Annotated in this window: 12 protein-coding genes; 6 read left to right on the top strand and 6 right to left on the bottom strand. The window is 44.4% G+C overall.

The window, feature by feature from the left end:
• Positions 1-769 precede the first annotated feature (769 nt).
• The 5 genes from rny to CC97_RS19115 all read left to right on the top strand — a co-directional run bounded on the left by rny (position 770) and on the right by CC97_RS19115 (position 8374).
• Positions 770-2368, top strand: a complete 1599-nt coding sequence (rny, locus tag CC97_RS15350) for a ribonuclease Y (RefSeq protein WP_044975999.1) — start codon at positions 770-772, stop codon at positions 2366-2368.
• A 189-nt stretch (positions 2369-2557) separates the two neighbouring features.
• On the top strand, positions 2558-3247 hold the full coding sequence (locus CC97_RS20630) for a hypothetical protein (protein WP_044975997.1): 690 nt from the start codon (positions 2558-2560) through the stop codon (positions 3245-3247).
• Positions 3156-3983: a hypothetical protein gene (locus CC97_RS15340; protein WP_156036939.1), complete on the top strand. Its 828-nt coding sequence runs from the start codon at positions 3156-3158 to the stop codon at positions 3981-3983. The genes CC97_RS20630 and CC97_RS15340 overlap by 92 nt, the downstream gene beginning before the upstream one ends.
• Before the next feature lie 266 nt (positions 3984-4249).
• Positions 4250-5206: a response regulator gene (locus tag CC97_RS19120; protein ID WP_049962962.1), complete on the top strand. Its 957-nt coding sequence runs from the start codon at positions 4250-4252 to the stop codon at positions 5204-5206.
• Positions 5207-5230: 24 nt separating this feature from the next.
• Positions 5231-8374, top strand: coding sequence for a PocR ligand-binding domain-containing protein (locus CC97_RS19115; RefSeq protein ID WP_049962961.1), 3144 nt, complete (start codon positions 5231-5233; stop codon positions 8372-8374).
• A gap of 141 nt (positions 8375-8515) precedes the next feature.
• Here CC97_RS19115 and CC97_RS15320 read toward each other — a convergent pair whose 3' ends face one another.
• Positions 8516-9475: an NAD(P)-dependent oxidoreductase gene (locus CC97_RS15320; RefSeq protein WP_044975993.1), complete on the bottom strand. Its 960-nt coding sequence runs from the start codon at positions 9473-9475 to the stop codon at positions 8516-8518.
• Between the two features lie 163 nt (positions 9476-9638).
• Between CC97_RS15320 and CC97_RS15315 the strand changes: the two genes are divergently transcribed.
• The gene (locus tag CC97_RS15315; RefSeq protein ID WP_347493742.1) at positions 9639-10499 is read left to right on the top strand and encodes a TIGR01212 family radical SAM protein; all 861 of its coding nucleotides are present in this window, start codon (positions 9639-9641) and stop codon (positions 10497-10499) included.
• A 200-nt stretch (positions 10500-10699) separates the two neighbouring features.
• Here CC97_RS15315 and CC97_RS15310 read toward each other — a convergent pair whose 3' ends face one another.
• From CC97_RS15310 to CC97_RS15290, 5 genes are all read right to left on the bottom strand, one after another.
• Entirely contained in the window at positions 10700-12076 is a 1377-nt protein-coding gene (locus CC97_RS15310) for an extracellular solute-binding protein (protein WP_044975991.1), read from the bottom strand.
• 166 nt (positions 12077-12242) lie between these two features.
• Positions 12243-12602, bottom strand: coding sequence for a metalloregulator ArsR/SmtB family transcription factor (locus CC97_RS15305; protein ID WP_044975989.1), 360 nt, complete (start codon positions 12600-12602; stop codon positions 12243-12245).
• A 13-nt stretch (positions 12603-12615) separates the two neighbouring features.
• Complete coding sequence (locus CC97_RS15300) at positions 12616-14940, bottom strand: GGDEF domain-containing protein (protein WP_044975987.1); 2325 nt, start codon at positions 14938-14940, stop codon at positions 12616-12618.
• A 259-nt stretch (positions 14941-15199) separates the two neighbouring features.
• Positions 15200-16009 carry a DNA glycosylase gene (locus tag CC97_RS15295; protein WP_044975985.1) on the bottom strand — a complete coding sequence of 270 codons (810 nt, stop codon included), beginning with the start codon at positions 16007-16009 and terminating at the stop codon, positions 15200-15202.
• A 252-nt stretch (positions 16010-16261) separates the two neighbouring features.
• The gene (locus tag CC97_RS15290) at positions 16262-18367 is read right to left on the bottom strand and encodes a FapA family protein (protein WP_044975983.1); all 2106 of its coding nucleotides are present in this window, start codon (positions 18365-18367) and stop codon (positions 16262-16264) included.
• Positions 18368-18645 lie beyond the last annotated feature (278 nt).

Below are 18645 nucleotides of genomic sequence, written 5' to 3'. Positions count from 1 at the left end.
TTATCAGATGCAGATGATCTGTATCTCGATGTGTTCCTGTAACGGTGAACATCCGGCGTGTATTAAACGCACTCAGAGGACGGTGTCCTTCGCCGACAGATCCTGTTTTCGCTCTCAGCTTCCGGAAAACTCTCTGTTAAAGATCAAACGCCGTGCAAGGCTTTCCTCGTCATCATTTTAACGTATTCGATTTTACGTATATTCTAATTATAACCGAAAAAAAATAAATGTCAATAGTTTTTTTGAATATCATGTCACGCATTTTTCCTCTGTTCTGCCCACCAAAGCTATTAGTGCATGCTTACGATATATGAAAAATCTATTGACATCTTCATCAAAAAGAAGTACAATAGAAGTATTGCATTTATTTATTTTAGTAAATCAAAAATTATATTTTTCATTTACTATTAGCCAATGCATCAACAATTACTGTCGCTTGTCAAAGCGATTAAATTAAACGCTGTCCGTGGTCAAAATATATTATTTTAATCTTACAGATACGCATAAATTTCTTAAAATTTATATATAATACACAATTTTATATATCTTCTTATTTCAATTTATATAATTTTTATATATCTACATTTTTTGAAAATTTTTAAAGAAGATCCTGTCGTCAGTACGTTCTGAAGAAGTCAGACCAGATACTGTCCGGAATCTTTCTTCGTACACGGTACGGTTTAAAACTGAATATTTTTGACTTTTACAGGTAAGCGTTTTACGAAAACAATCTTAATATTTACCGGTGAAAGGAGGAAATAATTTTTCCATGAGCATACCAATAGTTATTATTATTGCGATTATTGCTTGTGCGGTCGGTGCTGCAGCCGGTGCCTATTTTTACGGAAAGCAGAGTTTCCAGAAGGGCATTCTCTACAGACAGCAGCAGGCTGAAGCCGCTATAGGCTCAGCTGAGCAGGAAGCAGACAAGATAAGACGTGAAGCTTCCAGACTGATCGAAAGCGCAAAAGCGGAAAGCGAAAACAGAAAAAAAGCAGCTCTTGTTGAAGCAAAGGACGAGATCTACAAGCTTAAGAATGAAGCTGACAAGGAGATTAAGGAAAGAAGATCAGAGATCTCACGTCAGGAACGCAGAATCCAGCAGAAAGAAGAAAACCTCGACAAGAAGAATGACAATCTTGAACGCAAGGAAGAGATACTTCAGAGCAAGATCAAGTCAGCCGAGGAAAAACTCAATGAAGCTGAATCCATCAAGAAAAGCCAGATGGATATTCTTGAAAAAATCTCGGAATTCACAAGAGAACAGGCCAAGGATTACATTATTTCACAGCTTGAAACAGAACTTGTTCATGAAAAGGCACTCAAGATATCAGCTTATGAACAGCAGATAAAAGACTGCTGCGACGACAAGGCAAGAAGCCTTATATCACTTGCTATTGCAAAATGTGCAGCTGATCAGGTTTCAGAATCCTCCATCTCAGTAGTTGCACTTCCTAACGACGAGATGAAAGGCCGTATAATCGGCCGTGAGGGACGTAACATAAGAACACTTGAAACACTTACAGGCGTCGACCTTATAATCGACGATACTCCTGAAGCTATCACACTTTCATGCTTCGATCAGGTAAGACGTGAAGTTGCCAGAATAGCACTTGAAAAACTCATTCAGGACGGACGTATCCATCCGACAAGAATCGAGGAAATGGTCGACAAGGCAAGACGTGAAGTTGAACACAAGATCAAGCAGGAAGGTGAACGCGCTCTTCTTGAAACAAACGTTCACAACATCAACCATGAACTTGTAAAGCTTATAGGACGTCTCAAGTTCCGTACAAGTTACCGTCAGAACGTCCTCAATCATTCTATTGAAGTTGCACAGCTCGCAGGCGTGCTTGCTTCAGAACTCGGTGTTGACGCAAACATCGCAAGACGTGCCGGTCTTCTTCACGATATCGGTAAGGCTCTCACCTCCGAGATCGAAGGATCACACGTACAGATCGGTGTGGATGTATGTAAGAAGTACAAGGAAAGCAATGAAGTCATCCACGCTGTTGAAGCTCACCACAACGACGTTGAACCGCAGACAGTCATCGCATGTATCGTACAGGCCGCAGACGCTATCTCAGCTGCCAGACCTGCTGCAAGATGCGAAAACTACGAAAGCTACATCAAGAGGCTTGAAAAGCTCGAAGAGATCTGCTCATCATACGACGGAGTTGAAAAGTGCTTCGCAGTACAGGCAGGACGTGAAGTCCGTATCATGGTACTTCCGGAAGTCATCAACGATGAAAAGATGGTTCTTGTTGCAAGAGACATCGTTAAGCGAATCGAAGATGAAATGGAATACCCGGGACAGATCAAGGTCAACCTCATCCGCGAAAGCAGAGCGATCGAATACGCAAAATAAGTTTCCACATTACCCTACTCAAGCGAGTAGGGTAACTTAATATTTACACTTTGATTAAGAAAACACTGATTAACCCGGAAATCCGGCTTCACCGGATTTCCGGAGGTGGGATTTGCGGGGCTTCGCCCCGGAGCCCCGCGCTGATTTATGAATAAATCAGCGTTTTCTTAACGGAAAGGAATTTTTCGTATGGCAAAAACTCATAAAACCATATTCGGTACCACCGAAAAATCCAACTTCATTCTGAACATGACAAACGATCAGTTCAGCAAACTGGCAGCTGTACTCTTTACCATCGGATTTTCGCTGATATTTGTTCTGTCTGCTGTAACAGAACTCATGTCAAAAGGAAGGATCTCTGTCGCAACATACGACTGGAAGATAGTGCCTTCGGTCGCGCTCGGTATCACAGGTATTCTGTCAGTAAGTATCTTTATTATCGCTTTCATTAAACAGACGCTTAACAAAAAACAGATAGCTGCTTCCGTAATAGCTCTCGTACTTGCGGTATGCATGTACATCTCATATGTAAATGCCATTTCGACCGTACAGGACTACTCACCTTTTCTAGGATTCCGTTACGGCAGATACGAAGGACTTATGGTGTATCTCAGTTACCTGTTCATATTTCTCGGCGCCCTGTCAGTAAATACTGAAAAAAACAGTCAGAAATATTTTCAGAGTATTCTCAGTTATAACTATCTGCCAGTGCATATGGTCAGGACTTCAGTTCATTCCGTCCTTCCCTTCGTTCTACTACAAAGTTCCTTACCTCATGCAGCCGGTCATGCTCCCGAGCGGCACAGCCGGAAGTCCGGCTTCACTCGCCACATTCATGGCCGCAGCTTCTGTAACCGCATATTTCTCAGCAGCCGGTGACAGGAACGGATTCTTTTCACTGATACATAAAGCCGCTGTTGTCGGTGCTTCATTTTTCCTTGTCAAAACACAGACACTCATCGGATATACCGGTTCAGTCCTGATACTTGCAGCCGGTACTGCTGATTACTTCAGAGGCAGAAAAGCAGAGAAAAAAGAAGGCTCACCGCTGCTCCTTCTTATCACAGGCATGGCCGCTGCCTATGCATACATCATTATAAAAGGTTTCGCTGTTTACGACGGTGAAGTCATCTGGACAGACGGATGTGTAAGACTTGCCGCTTTCGGGCAGTACTCAACAAGCATTGAAGGTGCCGTGAACATTCACGACATAAAGGCTGTATACCCTTACCTCTGGGGCAAGGCATACAGCATAATCGATCAGTTCGGTATCACAGGTATAGGTCCTGACGCCTTCATTTTTGCTGAAAGACGCGGTACGCTCAATGACGTTCCTCTCTCTGTTGACCGTCCGTACAACGAATATCTCTACTACGCTGCAACATACGGCATACCGGCCGCTGTTTCTCTTGCTGCTGCATTTTTCTATTCGTCAGCAAACGGTGTTATTTCCGCAGCAAAGAACAGAAACTGGATATTCAGAGCCGGAGCAGTGATCGCAGTGTTCTACACAGTAACAGCTGTTATCACCAACAGTACTGCATCAGTAACACCATTCATCTGGTTCATAATGGGTATCTGCTGCTGTACATTAAAGGACGAAGAAAAAGCCTGACCGGCATTATCCTTTGCCGGAAGCCCGGTGTTTTTCACAGATCAGACAGCCGCGATGCAGTAACACCGCATCAGAACTCCCCCGTACATTACGTGCGGGGGTTTTTATTTTTCCGAAAGCAAATGAATATACATATACAACGACAATTTTCTGATAATATTACCGTTGATTTTTGTTCAACTTTGTGATATAATTTTATTTACAGAGATACAGAAACTGCGTCAGGGGATCGTGGACGCAGACCAAGGGAAAAGAGGGATGAACCTATGAAACTCAGAATACTGTTAAATTCCAAGCATAACAGTGTTATAAGTGATTTTTTCAAACAGACATCGCAGGCCTTTGACTGTCTCAGCACATCGGACTGCCTTGACGATATAGCTAACCACTTCAAGCTTTTCAAGCCGCAGGCTTACGTGTATTTCAGCGAGGGTGCACAGTGCGGTCCGCTGGTAACGCAGATGCGCGCCTTAAAAAGCAGTCACGACTTTGGAAATGTTCCGATAATCGCTGTAGCCGATGAAAATGTCTGCAAAATGCTCGAAAGACTTCCGCAGAAACCGGATCTCATTTTACCGCAGAGCACTGCCTCAGACGTAATGACAGCCGAAATAATTAAAACGGTCAGGACAAAACAGGCATCCGCTCCGGTACAGATGAGCCATTCAGGCACAGCTTCTTCCGGACCGAGACCTATTTCCGTTATATCAACGCCGAAGGCAGTTCAGCCTGCTTCTGCACCAAAGCCGGCCCCGGATCCAGAACCTGTCAGAGAAGAGGCAGCGCCTCCTCCGCCGCCGAAGAAGAACGTTCCGGTAATACCGCCTGACAAGATAATCGATGAACCTAATGTAAAGAACTCAAAGGCAAACATTCTTGTTATCGACGATGACAAGAACATTCTGCGTCTTATCAAGAGTGCCTGCAGCGAGTTTTTCAACATAACCACAATGCTTAACGCAGATCTTATAGACAAATATTTTGAGACCAAGACCGTTGACCTTATTCTTCTTGACTACGAAATGCCGGGAGAAAACGGTCCTCAGGTCTTCCAGAGACTCAGGAAAATACCGAATGCGGAATCCACACCGATAGTTTTCCTGACAGGTGTTTCAGACAGAAAGAAAATACAGGAGGTAATGTCATTAAAACCTCAGGGGTACGTTCTGAAACCGATCAACATGGAAAAACTGTTTTCGAGCATTTACAGTCTCATAAGATAAGCAAGTGAAAGGGGATTATTGATAATGGAAGCGGAAAATGTTTATCTTACTGATATTATAGACCTGGATGTACTGCATAAGATCCAGGATGCGTTTTCTTCTATGACTGACATGGCATGCATTATAACCGATGCATACGGCGTAGCTGTCACAAACGGGTCGAACTTCTGTGATTTCTGTTCAAGATTCACGCGTGTTTCACCTGAAGGTGCCAGAAGATGCGAAGAATGCGACAGGCGAGGAGCAGAAATGGCGATAGAAAACAAAGGGGTATGCACATATTTCTGCCACGCCGGACTTATAGAATTCGCCGCACCGATCATGGCAAACGGCCAGATGGTCGGCAGTATTGTCGGAGGTCAGATCCTTTCATCACCTCCTGACCTGAATGCTTTCGCTGAAAAAGCAAACGAACTGGGAATAGACCCGGATGACTATACACACGAAGCAAAGAAAGTACGTATTCTTGCACAGGAAGAAATCGACAAGGCGGCACTTTCACTGAACAGTCTTGCCGAAGTACTCAGCACAGTTGCAACGAACAACTTCAACATGCTCGCCAACAGCGCTGAAGTCGAGAAAAGTGCAAAGCTCAAATCCGACTTCCTTGCGAACATGAGCCACGAGATCCGTACGCCTATGAACGCCGTGCTCGGTATGGCGGAAATGGCTCTCCGTGAGGAAATGTCCCCTACTGCACGTGACTTCATCCACCAGATACGTGCTTCAGGTAAAAACCTCCTCACCATCATCAACGACATCCTCGACTTCTCCAAGATCGAATCCGGAAAAATGGAGATCATCGAGGTACCGTATGAACCGCTTTCGATGATCAACGACATTGCAAGTATGGTAAACAGCCGTATCGGCGACAAGAACATCGAATTCACTGTCGATGCTCCGCCTGAGATACCGCACAAGCTCTTCGGCGACAATGTAAGAATACAGCAGATACTTATCAATCTTCTTACAAACGCCGTTAAGTTCACAAAGCAGGGTCAGGTCCAGCTTCGTCTCAAATTCAGAAAAAAGAATGAAAACGAAGGAACGCTCAAGGCTCTCGTAATGGATACCGGTATGGGTATCAAGGAAGAGAACCTCGACAAGATCTTCGAATCGTTCCAGCAGGTAGACAGTAAACGTAACAGAAATATCGAAGGTACCGGTCTGGGACTTGCCATCACGCAGCAGCTTCTCACACTCATGGGCGGCTTTATCGATGTTGAGAGTGAATACAATGTAGGAAGTACCTTTGCTATAATCATTCCGCAGAAGATCGTCAGCAAGGAGCCTTCAGTGCCTAAGGCTGACAAAACCATCTCAGCTGCAGTCATTTCGCAGAACATGTACATATGCATGCAGCTCGTAAAGGACCTTTCACGTCTCAACGCAACCTACACAGTCCTTGAAAAAGAGAACTACATGGACTCCCTCGACTTTGATTTTCTGTTCATCGAGGAAAATCTTTTCACCAAGGAGATACAGACATTCGTTACAAACAATCCGAAACTCCAGTGTGTGGTTATCGAAAACAGAAAGAGCCTCAAGCGTTTCAACGTTGTAAATATACGTACAATAAGAAAGCCGATCTACGTACTTTCACTGTACTCGATACTCGGTATCGGTGAAGACTACGCTGCATTTGCAGACTTCATGGATGACGACTTCCCGTTCACCGCACCGGATGCACAGATCCTCATCGTAGACGACAACACCATCAACCTCACGGTTGCAGAAGGTCTTCTTGAACCGCTCAACATGAAGATAGATACTGCTACCGGCGCAAAGGATGCTATCAACAAGATAAAGGAAAAGAAATTCGACCTTATCTTCATGGACCACATGATGCCGGAAATAGACGGTGTCGAAGCAACACATATGATAAGGACCACATTCCCGGACTACGAGGATACGCCTATCATCGCACTTACAGCAAATGCCGTGGCCAACGCCAAGGACATGTTCCTAAGCGAAGGTCTGAACGACTTCGTTGCAAAGCCGATTGAAATAAAGGATATCGTTTCAAAACTGAAGAAATGGCTGCCGCATGAAAAGATCGTCATTGCAGAATCACAACATGAAGAAAAACAGGAAGATGAGCTCGGTCCGTTCTACAAGGAAGTTGAAGTTGAATCTGAAGCATATCCTGACGGAACCGACACTGAAACAGCAGAAACGGAAAGCGCCGCCGAAGAACAGTCTGCATTTGACGCTTCACCGGATCCTGTACCGGAAACCCCTGAAGTTCAGCCTGCAGCAGCTCCGGCTTCTCAGAGTACTCCGGCACAGCCTGCAGCTCAGTCCGCTCCGGCACCAGCTCCACAGAGTGCTCCTGCCCAGCCGGCTCCTCAGTCCGCTCCGGCACCAGCTCCGCAGAGCACTCCTGCACAACCTGCTCCTCAGCCGGCATCAGCTCCGGCCCCTCAGAGTGCCCCTGCACAGCCTGCTCCTCAGCCGGCATCAGCACCAGCTTCACAGAGTGTCCCTGCTCAGCCGGCTCCTAAGAGTGCTCCTGCAGCTCCTCCGCCGGCTCCTAAACCGGCTCCGCCTAAGCCTGCAGCTCCGGGTCAGAGAAGCGGGCCGCTTGAAATTGAAGGTCTCAATGTAAAGCTTGCACTTTCACTTCTCGGAACTGAAAAACTCTTCCTCACTGTACTCAAACAGTATTTCTGTTCTATCGAACAGAAAGCGCGTTCCATCGAGAACCACTACAACAATGAGGACTGGAAGAACTACACCATCGAAGTTCACGCCCTCAAGAGCACTTCAAAACAGATCGGTGCCGAACACGTTTCTGCAGTTGCTGCCGAAATGGAAAAGGCGGGCAACGAAGGCAACATCGATCTTATCCGCGAAAAGACTGCATCTATGCTCGAAGAATACCGCGGTTACAGAAAATCACTGAAGTATCTCTTCCCTGACGTTCCAGACGAGGACGAGGAAAAGGAAGCTGACAGCGGTCAGATAAACGAACAGCTGGACAAGCTTGCGGAAGCCATAGAAGACTTCGACTCACTTACTATGGAAGAAGTTGTTGAAAATCTCAGCAAATTCAAACTTACCGGCGAAAGCAAAACAGTATTTGACGAACTGAAGGAAGCTGTTTCATCCTCTGAACTTGAACAGTGTTCCGCACTCATAACCAAATGGAAAGGCATACTCGGATAACAGCACTGAGCTGGAATATCATCATAATCCGGGAATTACGGCACAAAAAAAGCACATCTTCCGATGTGCTTTTTTTAGTGGTGTTCCGCCTGTTTATGATCTTTGTTTTCATCATGCGTTCGGCATGAATGTATCCCGCATTTACTTCGTATTTTCGATATTCCACTTGAAATTGCAGAGTTTTTTGGCTCTGGTTCCGTCAAGTACATTATTGTTGAAGAAAATGTCCATATCATTGTAACGGTAGTTAGTCTTCTGATCGCCCCTGCTCGTCAGACGTCCGATAAGATTCCTCATCTTGTCCTTGCTTACATTTCTCTGAAGAGCCGGACCGTATGTCTTGCGGGCTCTCGCATAGGATATGATCTCACGCGCTGAACAGATGTTATTGTCAGCAATATTGTAGAGACCACTGTAAGTTCTGTCTTCAGCATATTTTACATAACACATGATAAATTCCACAAGGTTATGCAGACAGCAGAACTGAAATCCGTAATCACCTGAATAGTACACAAACAATCCGTCTGTTTCCGGGTCATATATCTTCGCAAGAAGATTATCTGAAAAATCACTGGTATAGATAGGAGCGACCCTGAGTGCAGCTCCGATAACTTCAGGATTAGCCTTTATGGCTTCTCCGAACTTCTCCTCAGCTTTTCTTTTCAGTTTTGCATAGTTTGAGTCAAGCTTCAGCTTGTCTGTTTCTCTGATCGGCTCTCTTGATTTCGGAAAATCATAGACCTGACTCGTACTGATTATAATAGCTTTCTTTACTCCGGACGAAACTGCCAGTGTGTAAAGATAGTCATCATATATTCCGCTTTCCTTGATATCATCTTCTGTGATAATATCTTTCAGATCGTTGTCAGCAGTACAAGCACAGTGAACAAGTATGTCAATTTTCTCATTTTTAAAAAGCTCTTCAAAAACAGCACGGTCTCTCGGACCTGCAGCTACGAAAGTATAGCGTTCTTTCCCCTCATTGTAGGTGCTTGACTTAGTGTCGGTTCCGATTATCTCATTATTATCTCTTTTAAGTAATCCTGAGCAGACCTTTTCACCCATAAGCCCGCAAGCACCGGTAACTAAGATCTTAGCCATCCCAATTCTCCTTTCAGTCAGTGTTGTTATATTTCCTTTTTTAGTGTATAATTATATTAATAAAAAATCGTACTATTTCTCATATACAGTATATCATATTTATAGAACAAAATCAATAGGATTCTTACAAAATCGACACTTTGCACATGCACAGGACACTTATATGAATGAATTTGATATCTCACGCGATAACAAGCGTTACTACACCCAGAACCGTTTTCTCCGTGAAACATTCGGCGAAAAAGTGATAAAACTTTCGGTCAACACCGGCCTTTCCTGCCCGAACCGGGACGGAAAATGCGGCACAGGCGGATGCATTTACTGCTCACCTATGCTCAGCGGAGATTTTTCAGGCAATTCCGGAAGCACAATAACCGATCAGATGACTGAACAGATAAAGCTTCTGTCAGGCAAATGGAAAAGTTCAAGTTACATCGCTTACTTTCAGGCCGGCACAAACACCTATGCCCCTGTAAACACACTCCGGGCATTCTATAATGAAGCACTTGCCTTTCCGGGCACCAGAGGAATTACCATTGCCACCAGAGCCGACTGTCTTTCCGATGAGATCACAGAGCTGCTTTCCGAACTGTCAGAGCATACTTTTCTGACGGTCGAACTCGGCCTGCAGACCATACACGACAAAACTGCAGAACTCATTAACCGCGGCCACTCATTCAGTACATTCATCCGCGGATTCTCAAAGCTTAAGGAAAGAGGCATACGCACCTGCATTCACATGATCAACGGTCTTCCCGGTGAAACATATGAAATGATGATGGAAACAGCCGAAACTGTAAGCAGCCTTCATCCCGGAAGCGTAAAGATCCATATGCTCCATATAATCAGAGGAACAAAGCTTGCAGAAATGTACACGGCTGATCCGTTTCCGCTGCCTGACAGAGATGAATATATCTCACTTGTCTGTGACCAGATCGAAATAATGGCACCGGATACCGTAATTGAAAGAGTCACCGGAGACGGAGACAAAAAAAACACTTATAGCTCCGCTGTGGACCTGTGACAAGCGTTCTGTACTCAACGGAATAGACAGGGAGCTAAAAAACCGGAACAGCCGCCAGGGTATAAGATCAAAGGAAAGTTAAAAGAGCTGTAATAAAACAAGACCGGCATATCATGATCTCATCAAATTCTGATGTGATCCAGGATATGCCGGTCTTTTTTCAGGGTACTGTCTTCCCCCTGTTATTCTGCTTGTTACCGTTACGATTTTCCGTTATTGGCATCATCAATCAGAGTATTTATAACATCATAGCACGAAGCCACAGTCTCGGACCATGGTGTTCCCGCCTGAAGTGTACCTCTTATTCCGGTTTCAGCACTGTCAAGAATACTTGTTACATCGTTGCTTACGCCGACATAGAAATCAAACACAGGATACTCGTTTGCCATTTCGGTCATCTTGTCTCTCATGGCAACCATTTCAGGTGTCCAGCCGTAGCTTTCAACCGTCATATCTTCTCCGAGCTGTCTGAGGCCTTCATTCAGAAGCACTGCTCTCTTGCATTCAGCAAACTTTGCAACGCCTTCAGGATTCTTTCCTCCTGATACCATCATAAATCCTTCAACAGTTGAAGGAATGTAGTAGTGGTCTGCCTTCGGATCCTTTGGCATCGGTACGAAGAATGCATCCTCCCCTAAAGTCTTTTTCCATTCTGCCGCAGGCTTGTAAACAGCCCATAATCCGCACGGATAGAAAAGTTCCTTACCCTCGCCGATAAAGTTCGGCTTTTCCTGCCAGTCGAAGAGTCCCTTGTCAAGAACACATCCGTCATCGTGAAGTTCTGCCATAAAATTCTGTACACGTTCTATAGCAGGATCTTTCAGGTTGTTTACGAGTTTTCCGTTTTCAAGTCCGATGTACGGAACACCGGTGGTAAGTGAAAGAGCAGCCTCGGTCCAGTATCCGTCAATACCGTAAAGGCCGTTGTCAGGATCAACGAAATCATCAAGCTGTTTCTTGAAGGTATCCCATGTCCATTCACCCTTTGCAAAGAGTTCAGCCGGATCCTCAAGTCCGTATTCCTCAATGGTTTTCTTATTGTAGAAAACTGCAGTATTGGCACCGCTCACATCTGTACAGATCACGTAGTGGCTTCCGTTCCAGAGGAATATGTCGTTAGCTTTCTTAACATCTTTCCAGAGCTCCGAATCAAAATCAATGTAGTCATCAACAGGAACGAACATTGATTTAATAGCGCCCTTAGGAAATGCATCCGTATCTCCTGCAGGGAAAAAGTCAATTCCTTCGTCACCGTTTATAGCTGTTGCGAGCTTGTCGTATCTTACAGACCAGTCGATAATAGTCTCTTCGATCGTTCCGCCGTATCTTTCCTGAAAAACAACAAGATTAGGATCTTTTTCAGCAGAATAGCCCCAGTTTGCCATCCACTTGATAGTCTTGTTTTCCAGTTCTCCGGTAAGTCTTGAGTCCTTGGCAGCAAGACTGGCAAGTTCTTCTCTTGTGGCAGTATCGAGATTGTCTTTACTGCTTTCCTGCTTTGTGCTGTCGCATGAAGCCAGCGAAGACGCAAGAATAACAGCTGCCAGAGAAGCAAATAGTCTTCCAGTTCTTTTCATATTCTGTATCCTTTCTGTATCAGAGATATGTTTTTTATGGAAACGCTGATTTATTCATAAATCAGCGTGAGGTTCGGGGCGAAGCCCCGTAAATCCCACCTCCGGAAATCCGGCTTCGCCGGATTTCCGATTTGATCAGTGTTTCCTTATATTCATATCCGTTTATTTAGTTGCCTGTGTTCGGCTGCTGCTCAGTCGCATGCTCTATACCCTGACTGAGCATTGTTTCGACGTGCCCGTCTGCAAGGGAATAAAAGACCGTTTTGCCTTCCCTGCGGAATTTCACCAGTCTGGCCTGCTTTAGCACACGCAGCTGATGGGATATAGCGGACTGCTGCATTCCAAGAAGTCCCGCGATGTCACAGACGCACATTTCTTCTTTCAGAAGAAGAAACAATATCTTTATCCTTGTTGCGTCACCGAAAACCTTGAACAGTTCGGAAACATCGTACAGGACATTGTCATCCGGCATGTTCCCGTCAAATCCGCCGTGTTCCGAAACACAGTGACAGTGTTCTTTTTCCATATTGATCTCCTGATCAGTGCTTTTCCTTAAGCACTACTTTGACTTTATTCTTTTTATTGCTGTAAAGCTCCCTGTCCGCTCCGGACATAAGCTGATCTATGGACTCACCGTCAATAGTATTGAACCGGTACAATCCCATACTGATCCCGATATTATACGGTTTGTCGCTCTCTTTATTGAAGGCAGCCGCCATATTCGTTATTCTCCGGCAGACAGCCATTATTCTCTCCTCATCAATATCCATAATGAACGCAACGAACTCGTCACCGCCCACACGTCCGACAACATCTGACTTTCTCAGACTTGTCCGGAGTATCTCCGAAGCCTTCCTGATAGCAAAATCGCCTTCCCTGTGTCCAAAGGTATCGTTTATTACTTTCAGGCAGTCAAGGTCAGCGTAAAGCACAGCACCGCTGCATGCTTTTCCGCTTCTGTCAGAAAGGATCTTTTCCGACTCGCTTATGAAACCGCGGCGGTTATAAATACCGGTAAGCTGATCTGTAACGGATTCCCTGCTGAGTTTTATGTTGGCTTTCTCAACATTGTCAAGCGCATCAGTAAGCTGCCCCATAAACTGTGTAAGTTTGATGGCCGTGCTTATCTGAAGTGAAATGTTCATTGTCTCAGACATAAGACCTATTGTACTGCTTTCCATGAGAATTATGCCATAGTGCTCATTATTGAAATAAAGCGCCTGCAGAACCATGGTCCTGCGTTTTTTACTCTGATGGAATCTGTTGGTCAGGAATTCATCATAACTCATCTTCTGCTCATCGTGATCCGGAAAAACAGAAGCGTTGTCGTCATACAAAGCCTTGAGATAAATATAGTCCGGCCTTTTCCAGACTGATATGTCCTCTTCAGCGGACGCTGCTTTGGACAGACCGTCAAATGATTTATTGTAAAGATAAAGGTAACAGCTTTTTACACACAGCTGTTTTATATCATTCATGAGCAGTCTTAAGCTCTCGGATTCATCGTTTCCGCTGGACATCATGTCATCAGCAATGCGCGAGAAAACAAGGCGGTCTGATATCATTCTGCTTTCAGTGTTCTGACTCTTCTCAGCAAACTGAAGGCTTACACTGCGGAAGAATCTTTCAAAGGTTCTGAATACTTCCTCGCGTTTTGCTCCCGGGTTTCCTTCAAGTGCGATCTTGCGCAAAGCAAAAGCCACAGCATTAATAGCATCAAAAGTAAAGAACTCCATATTTTCTTCACTCATAAGTTCCGAAACAAGTTTGCTCATTTCGGAAGAAGGGACAGATGAAGAACTTTTTCCCGCAGCGCGTTCGTAGACATATCCGATAAAGTCACGGAGGACCTGTATCTGCCTCTGCGGAATTATATCAAGTGATGATTTTTTTACAGTGTATTTTATGATGTTTTCAATAAGCTCTTCTTTTTCAACAGCGAGACTTATGCCTTTGGTTTCTGTTTCCCTGACTGATTCAGGACTGCATCCGCAGGACTGCCTTGTGATAAGCATGGTGTCAACAGATGTGTTTTTGAAAACTCCTGTTTTATAGTAATTCACAGCGCTGACAACAGCAGTATAGCCCATTGTCATAACATTGGACTTTACTGTGGTAAGCGGCGGCACCATTACATTTGTAAATGCTGCATTGTCAAATCCTGCAACGAACAGATCGGTACCGATCCTGATCCCGCGTTCCGCGCATACCTCTTTGATGCACTTCACCATGGTATCGTTGGCACTGCAGATAACTTCAGGAAAGTTATCTGCCATTTCATCGAACCAGTTTCGCACTACATCAGTGCAGAGATCCGAAAAATCGCCGTACGCAATGTAGTTGTCAGGTATTTCAAGACCATGTTCAGACATTACCTGCCTGTAAACGCCGACTCTTTCCTGTGCAACATTATTGTTTTCAGGACCGCTCAGGTAAGCAATCCTGCGCATTCCGTGCACAGTTATGAAATGTTCTATTTCCTGCCTGAGACCGCTCATACTGTAAAGAATGGACGGATAGCCTTCGACCTCAGATTCAAGGGCAATAATTTTCACGCCCCTGTACTGATCAAGAAATTCTTTTCTTTTCTTATCGTTCAGAGAAGAAGCGACAGTTCCGATCGAAACAATAAGCACGTCAATGTTACTGGAATTGATAAATGTATAAAGTACATTGTTCTGAAGTTCAAACCTTTTTACTTCTCTTTTGTCCCACGTATTGACCAGCTCACGTCCCGGAACAATAAGAAGATCAGCATCAAGCTCTTCTGCTGCTACAGCTGCACCCTGACACACAAGTGTTGAGTAGTCGTTCTGTATACTGTTGACAAACAGCCCGATCCTTACTCTTCTCTTTTCTTCCATTCATTAGCCCTCCTTCCCTTTACCATAATAATTCCTGCATAAAGCACCTGTCTGATCAAAGCCGATGCATACAGGACATATCTCCTAACCCCGAAAATAACCACGGGCAGATTTTCCCCTGATAAATGCTCCGCCGGTATAATACAATTCTATATATTAATAATACAACAAAATGCCCTTAGTGTCAATAATATTAATGCAATTTACATAAGAAAGAACAAAAAAGTTCTAACTAATTCGTTATAATATCACAATATGTTCAGATAAGTTTTTCACGGTTGCACCGCACATAGTGGAAAAGATACTGCTGAGCTACACCTTCAAGTCCCTTTGCGCATTCCGGCATTCCGTCAGGATAAAAGCGTTCCATCACTTTTTTCATCCATACATCCACCGGAAAAGCCTCCAGTCTGTGCATTCCGAACAGCAGCACACAGTCAGCAACCTTAGGTCCGACACCGCATATGTGCATCAGTTCCTTTCGTGCATCATCAGTCGGCATGGATTTTATTTTTTCAAGACTGATCTCGTGAGAGGCTATTCTCTTTGCGGCATCTTCAATATACTTTGCGCGGAAGCCCGCCCTGAGAAAAGCCAGTGATTCCGCAGTTTCTTCAGCAAGTGTACTGTAATCCGGAAATCCGCTGTATTTTTCACACAGTCTGCCGATTATCCCCTTGATTCTCGGAATATTATTGTTCTGCGAAATGATAAATGAGCACAGCGTTTCCCAGGGATCCTGTCTGAGGATCCTTATTCCGGACGCAAATTCCGCAGCCTGTGAAAGTGTTTCGTCATCGGAAAAACGTTCTATAAAGGCACTGTAGTCTGTATCAAGATCAAAATAATCCTTCCATACGCCGAGAAATTTTTCCTCTGAAACCCCGTGCAGAAGAAACTCATCACTGCTCTGCTGCGATATAACGAGATGTTCGTTAAGAAAATCTCCTTCGAAAGCTCCGTCAGGCCTCCGGCTCCACCGGAACGCCTGTCCGCAGTCAAGCGTCTGTGCCAGATCAAAACAATTCTGGCTCACAATTATCCCATTATCTGTTACTCTGTAATCCATAATTTTTCTCTACTGTTTTTTCTCCCGATATATATTATTCGATTCAACACACTCAACAAAGAGTCAGAGTGTGCTTTTTCCACTGTTTCCACAGAATTTTCAACAGGAAAACCTCTGATTTTCAACATGGTAATCTGTTTTTTCCACATTCTCAACAGGATTTTCCACTAATCCCAAACGTTTTAACATGCATAACATATGCATGCAGATCTGTTGTTTAAGACAGACCCCGGACTTAACCACGGATAATGATCACGCCTTGTCGGTTATTACTTTTTCAAACCCGTTCGCCCTTGCGATTATCTTCGGTCCGTCCTTGAAAACACGGAAATTGTTAAGTTCCTTGCTGATATTATATCTGAATCCGTCAAAGTTGATTTCCACTGCCGAACGAAGCTGACCGCATTTTATTTCAACTGCGGACCGGCTGCCGCGGCTTTTTTTATCGATTTCCTCAATCTCAGCCGTAAGCTCATCTCTCTGAATTTTTCTTGCTTTGATCTGAAGCACAAGTTTTTCAAGAAGAGCCTTCTGAAGCTGATTGAGCGAATTCTTTTTAGCCTCAAGGAAACGAATGTTCTGCATGAGTTTCGCCAGGCTTTCTTCGATGATCGCAAGCTCTGCCGCCTTCAGGGAACGCTGCTTCAGATAAACTGAGGTCATTCCCGTTGTCAGGGTCACATTTGCTCCCATACCCGACTGTGTACCGATGAAGTTTGCGCTTATTCCTTTGCCTCCGGTTATACTTCCGCCGATTATCCTGCCCTTCACACCGGAAACATCCACAAATCCGTCAGCTGATACAGTACATCTCAGAACCTGGTCTGCACTGAGATTACCCCTGATATCAACGCGGCAGTTTTCAAGATATTTACAGTTAAGATTTCCGCCTGCGGTAATGCTGCCGTCCGAGCCGCCGAACATGCCCTTTTCTATAAAAATATTGCCGCCTGCGCTTATCTCCGCGCTTTCCGAAAGACCATTTATCTTCATGTTGCCGGAACACTTTACCGAAAATCCTTCCCTTATATTTCCGTTTATGATCAGGTCGCCTGCAAAATCAATATTTCCCACTGACAGATCAATGTCATGGTTTATCTTCAGCACTTTTCTTACACCAAAAATACCGTTCTGAAAATAGAGCTCACCGTCAGCATCCGCAGTAACAGTCTTTTTATCTTCGGATATCTTTGTATTTGTACCGGCAGGGACCTTCGGATACTCACCGTCAGTGCCCTGTACCGGCTCGCCGGTTACCTGCATTCCGTCAGCGGCCTCGGTCGGAAGTTCGATCTCCGCAAGAACATCGCCCTTGTGCACACTCTTTATCAGACCGAGTTCCTTGTTGTTGACTCTTCCGTGTTCGTCTTCAACAAGGTTTATCTTATTTATCTCCCTTGAAAAAAGTTCGCGTACCTTTCCGTTTGAACCGTTTACCGGATATTTGCCGCGGGCTATCTCGATGAGTTTAAAGTAAAGCTTTTCTTTTTCTATTCTTTCTGCCATGGACTCATCTATTCCGAAAATAACGCCGTTCTGCGCAAGTATTTCCGTAATGCCTGAAACGGTCACATCCTTTCCGTTTACGCCCGGAGGAAGTATGAACACCCAGGCATGGATGAGATCAGATGAAAGTTTAAACTTTATTTCAGCGTCACGTTCGCTGAAAGCCGGAAGAGAATCAGCTTCCTCTGTTTCTGAATACACGGCATCAGTTTCCTTTTTCCCCGGAGCATCATCTCCGGAACGTACAGCAGCTATAATTTTCTTTAATTCCTCGCTGCTTCTGAAGCCGCCCAGTGAAGCCAGACTGCTGTCGTTCAGCAGACTGTTCCTGAGACGTGTCTCCGAAAACTCACCGTTTTCGTCAAAGGCAATGTTTTTTATCTTTTCTATCTGTTCCTGTGTGATTTCAAAACCTTTGCTTACAGTGCGGAGGACCCTTCCGGAATATTGCGAAAGTTCCTTTATAAACTCTGCTATCTCTTTCTGATTAGCGTCAAAATCCTTAAAATTCGCTGTGTCAGCATGTATTCTGTAGAAATTTTCCTTAAGCTCATCATGCGTTTCCTGTATCTTATCGTACATGAATCCCAGAGGATCAAATTTATCCCCCCTTACGCTTTCCGGATACTCGTTCCACAGTTTATATATTTTCGAGTTTTCAGAAATTCCGAGTCTTTCGTCAGTTTTTTTCTTTTCCGCAGCGGATCCGTTCTCAGGGGATTCATCAGTCTGCTTCAAAGCAGCCGAAGCCTCATCTGTGTTTTCTCCGGAATTTACGGCCTGGTTATCGTCGGCGTCCTGTTCTTTTTTTGTTTTGCCGAACGTGAAACGCTCTCTGCCAAAAAGTTTCATAACCAATCCTCCCTTCTCTTTTCCTTCCATAGTCACTATATATAAAATTATAATACAGAACGCAATGTAAAACAAGCAATTTTCAGAAAATTGTGCACGTTACATATGAAAATCTGTCTTTTTCAGTATCATGGAGCAGGAACGATGCCATAATAAGGATAAAAAAGCTTTAAGTGACTATTGTCTTTTATTCAGAGAAATGATATAATTAATAATGTATGTTACGAGAAACCGCAGAAAACGGTCTCTGAAGCCAACCTATAAAACAGGAATGATCA

Origin of the sequence: Ruminococcus sp. HUN007, assembly GCF_000712055.1 — a bacterium.
In the GTDB taxonomy this organism is placed as follows: Bacteria; Bacillota; Clostridia; order Oscillospirales; family Ruminococcaceae; genus HUN007.
The sequence above is the reverse complement of the archived record's forward strand: the minus strand, read 5'-3'. Positions and strand labels throughout refer to the sequence as shown.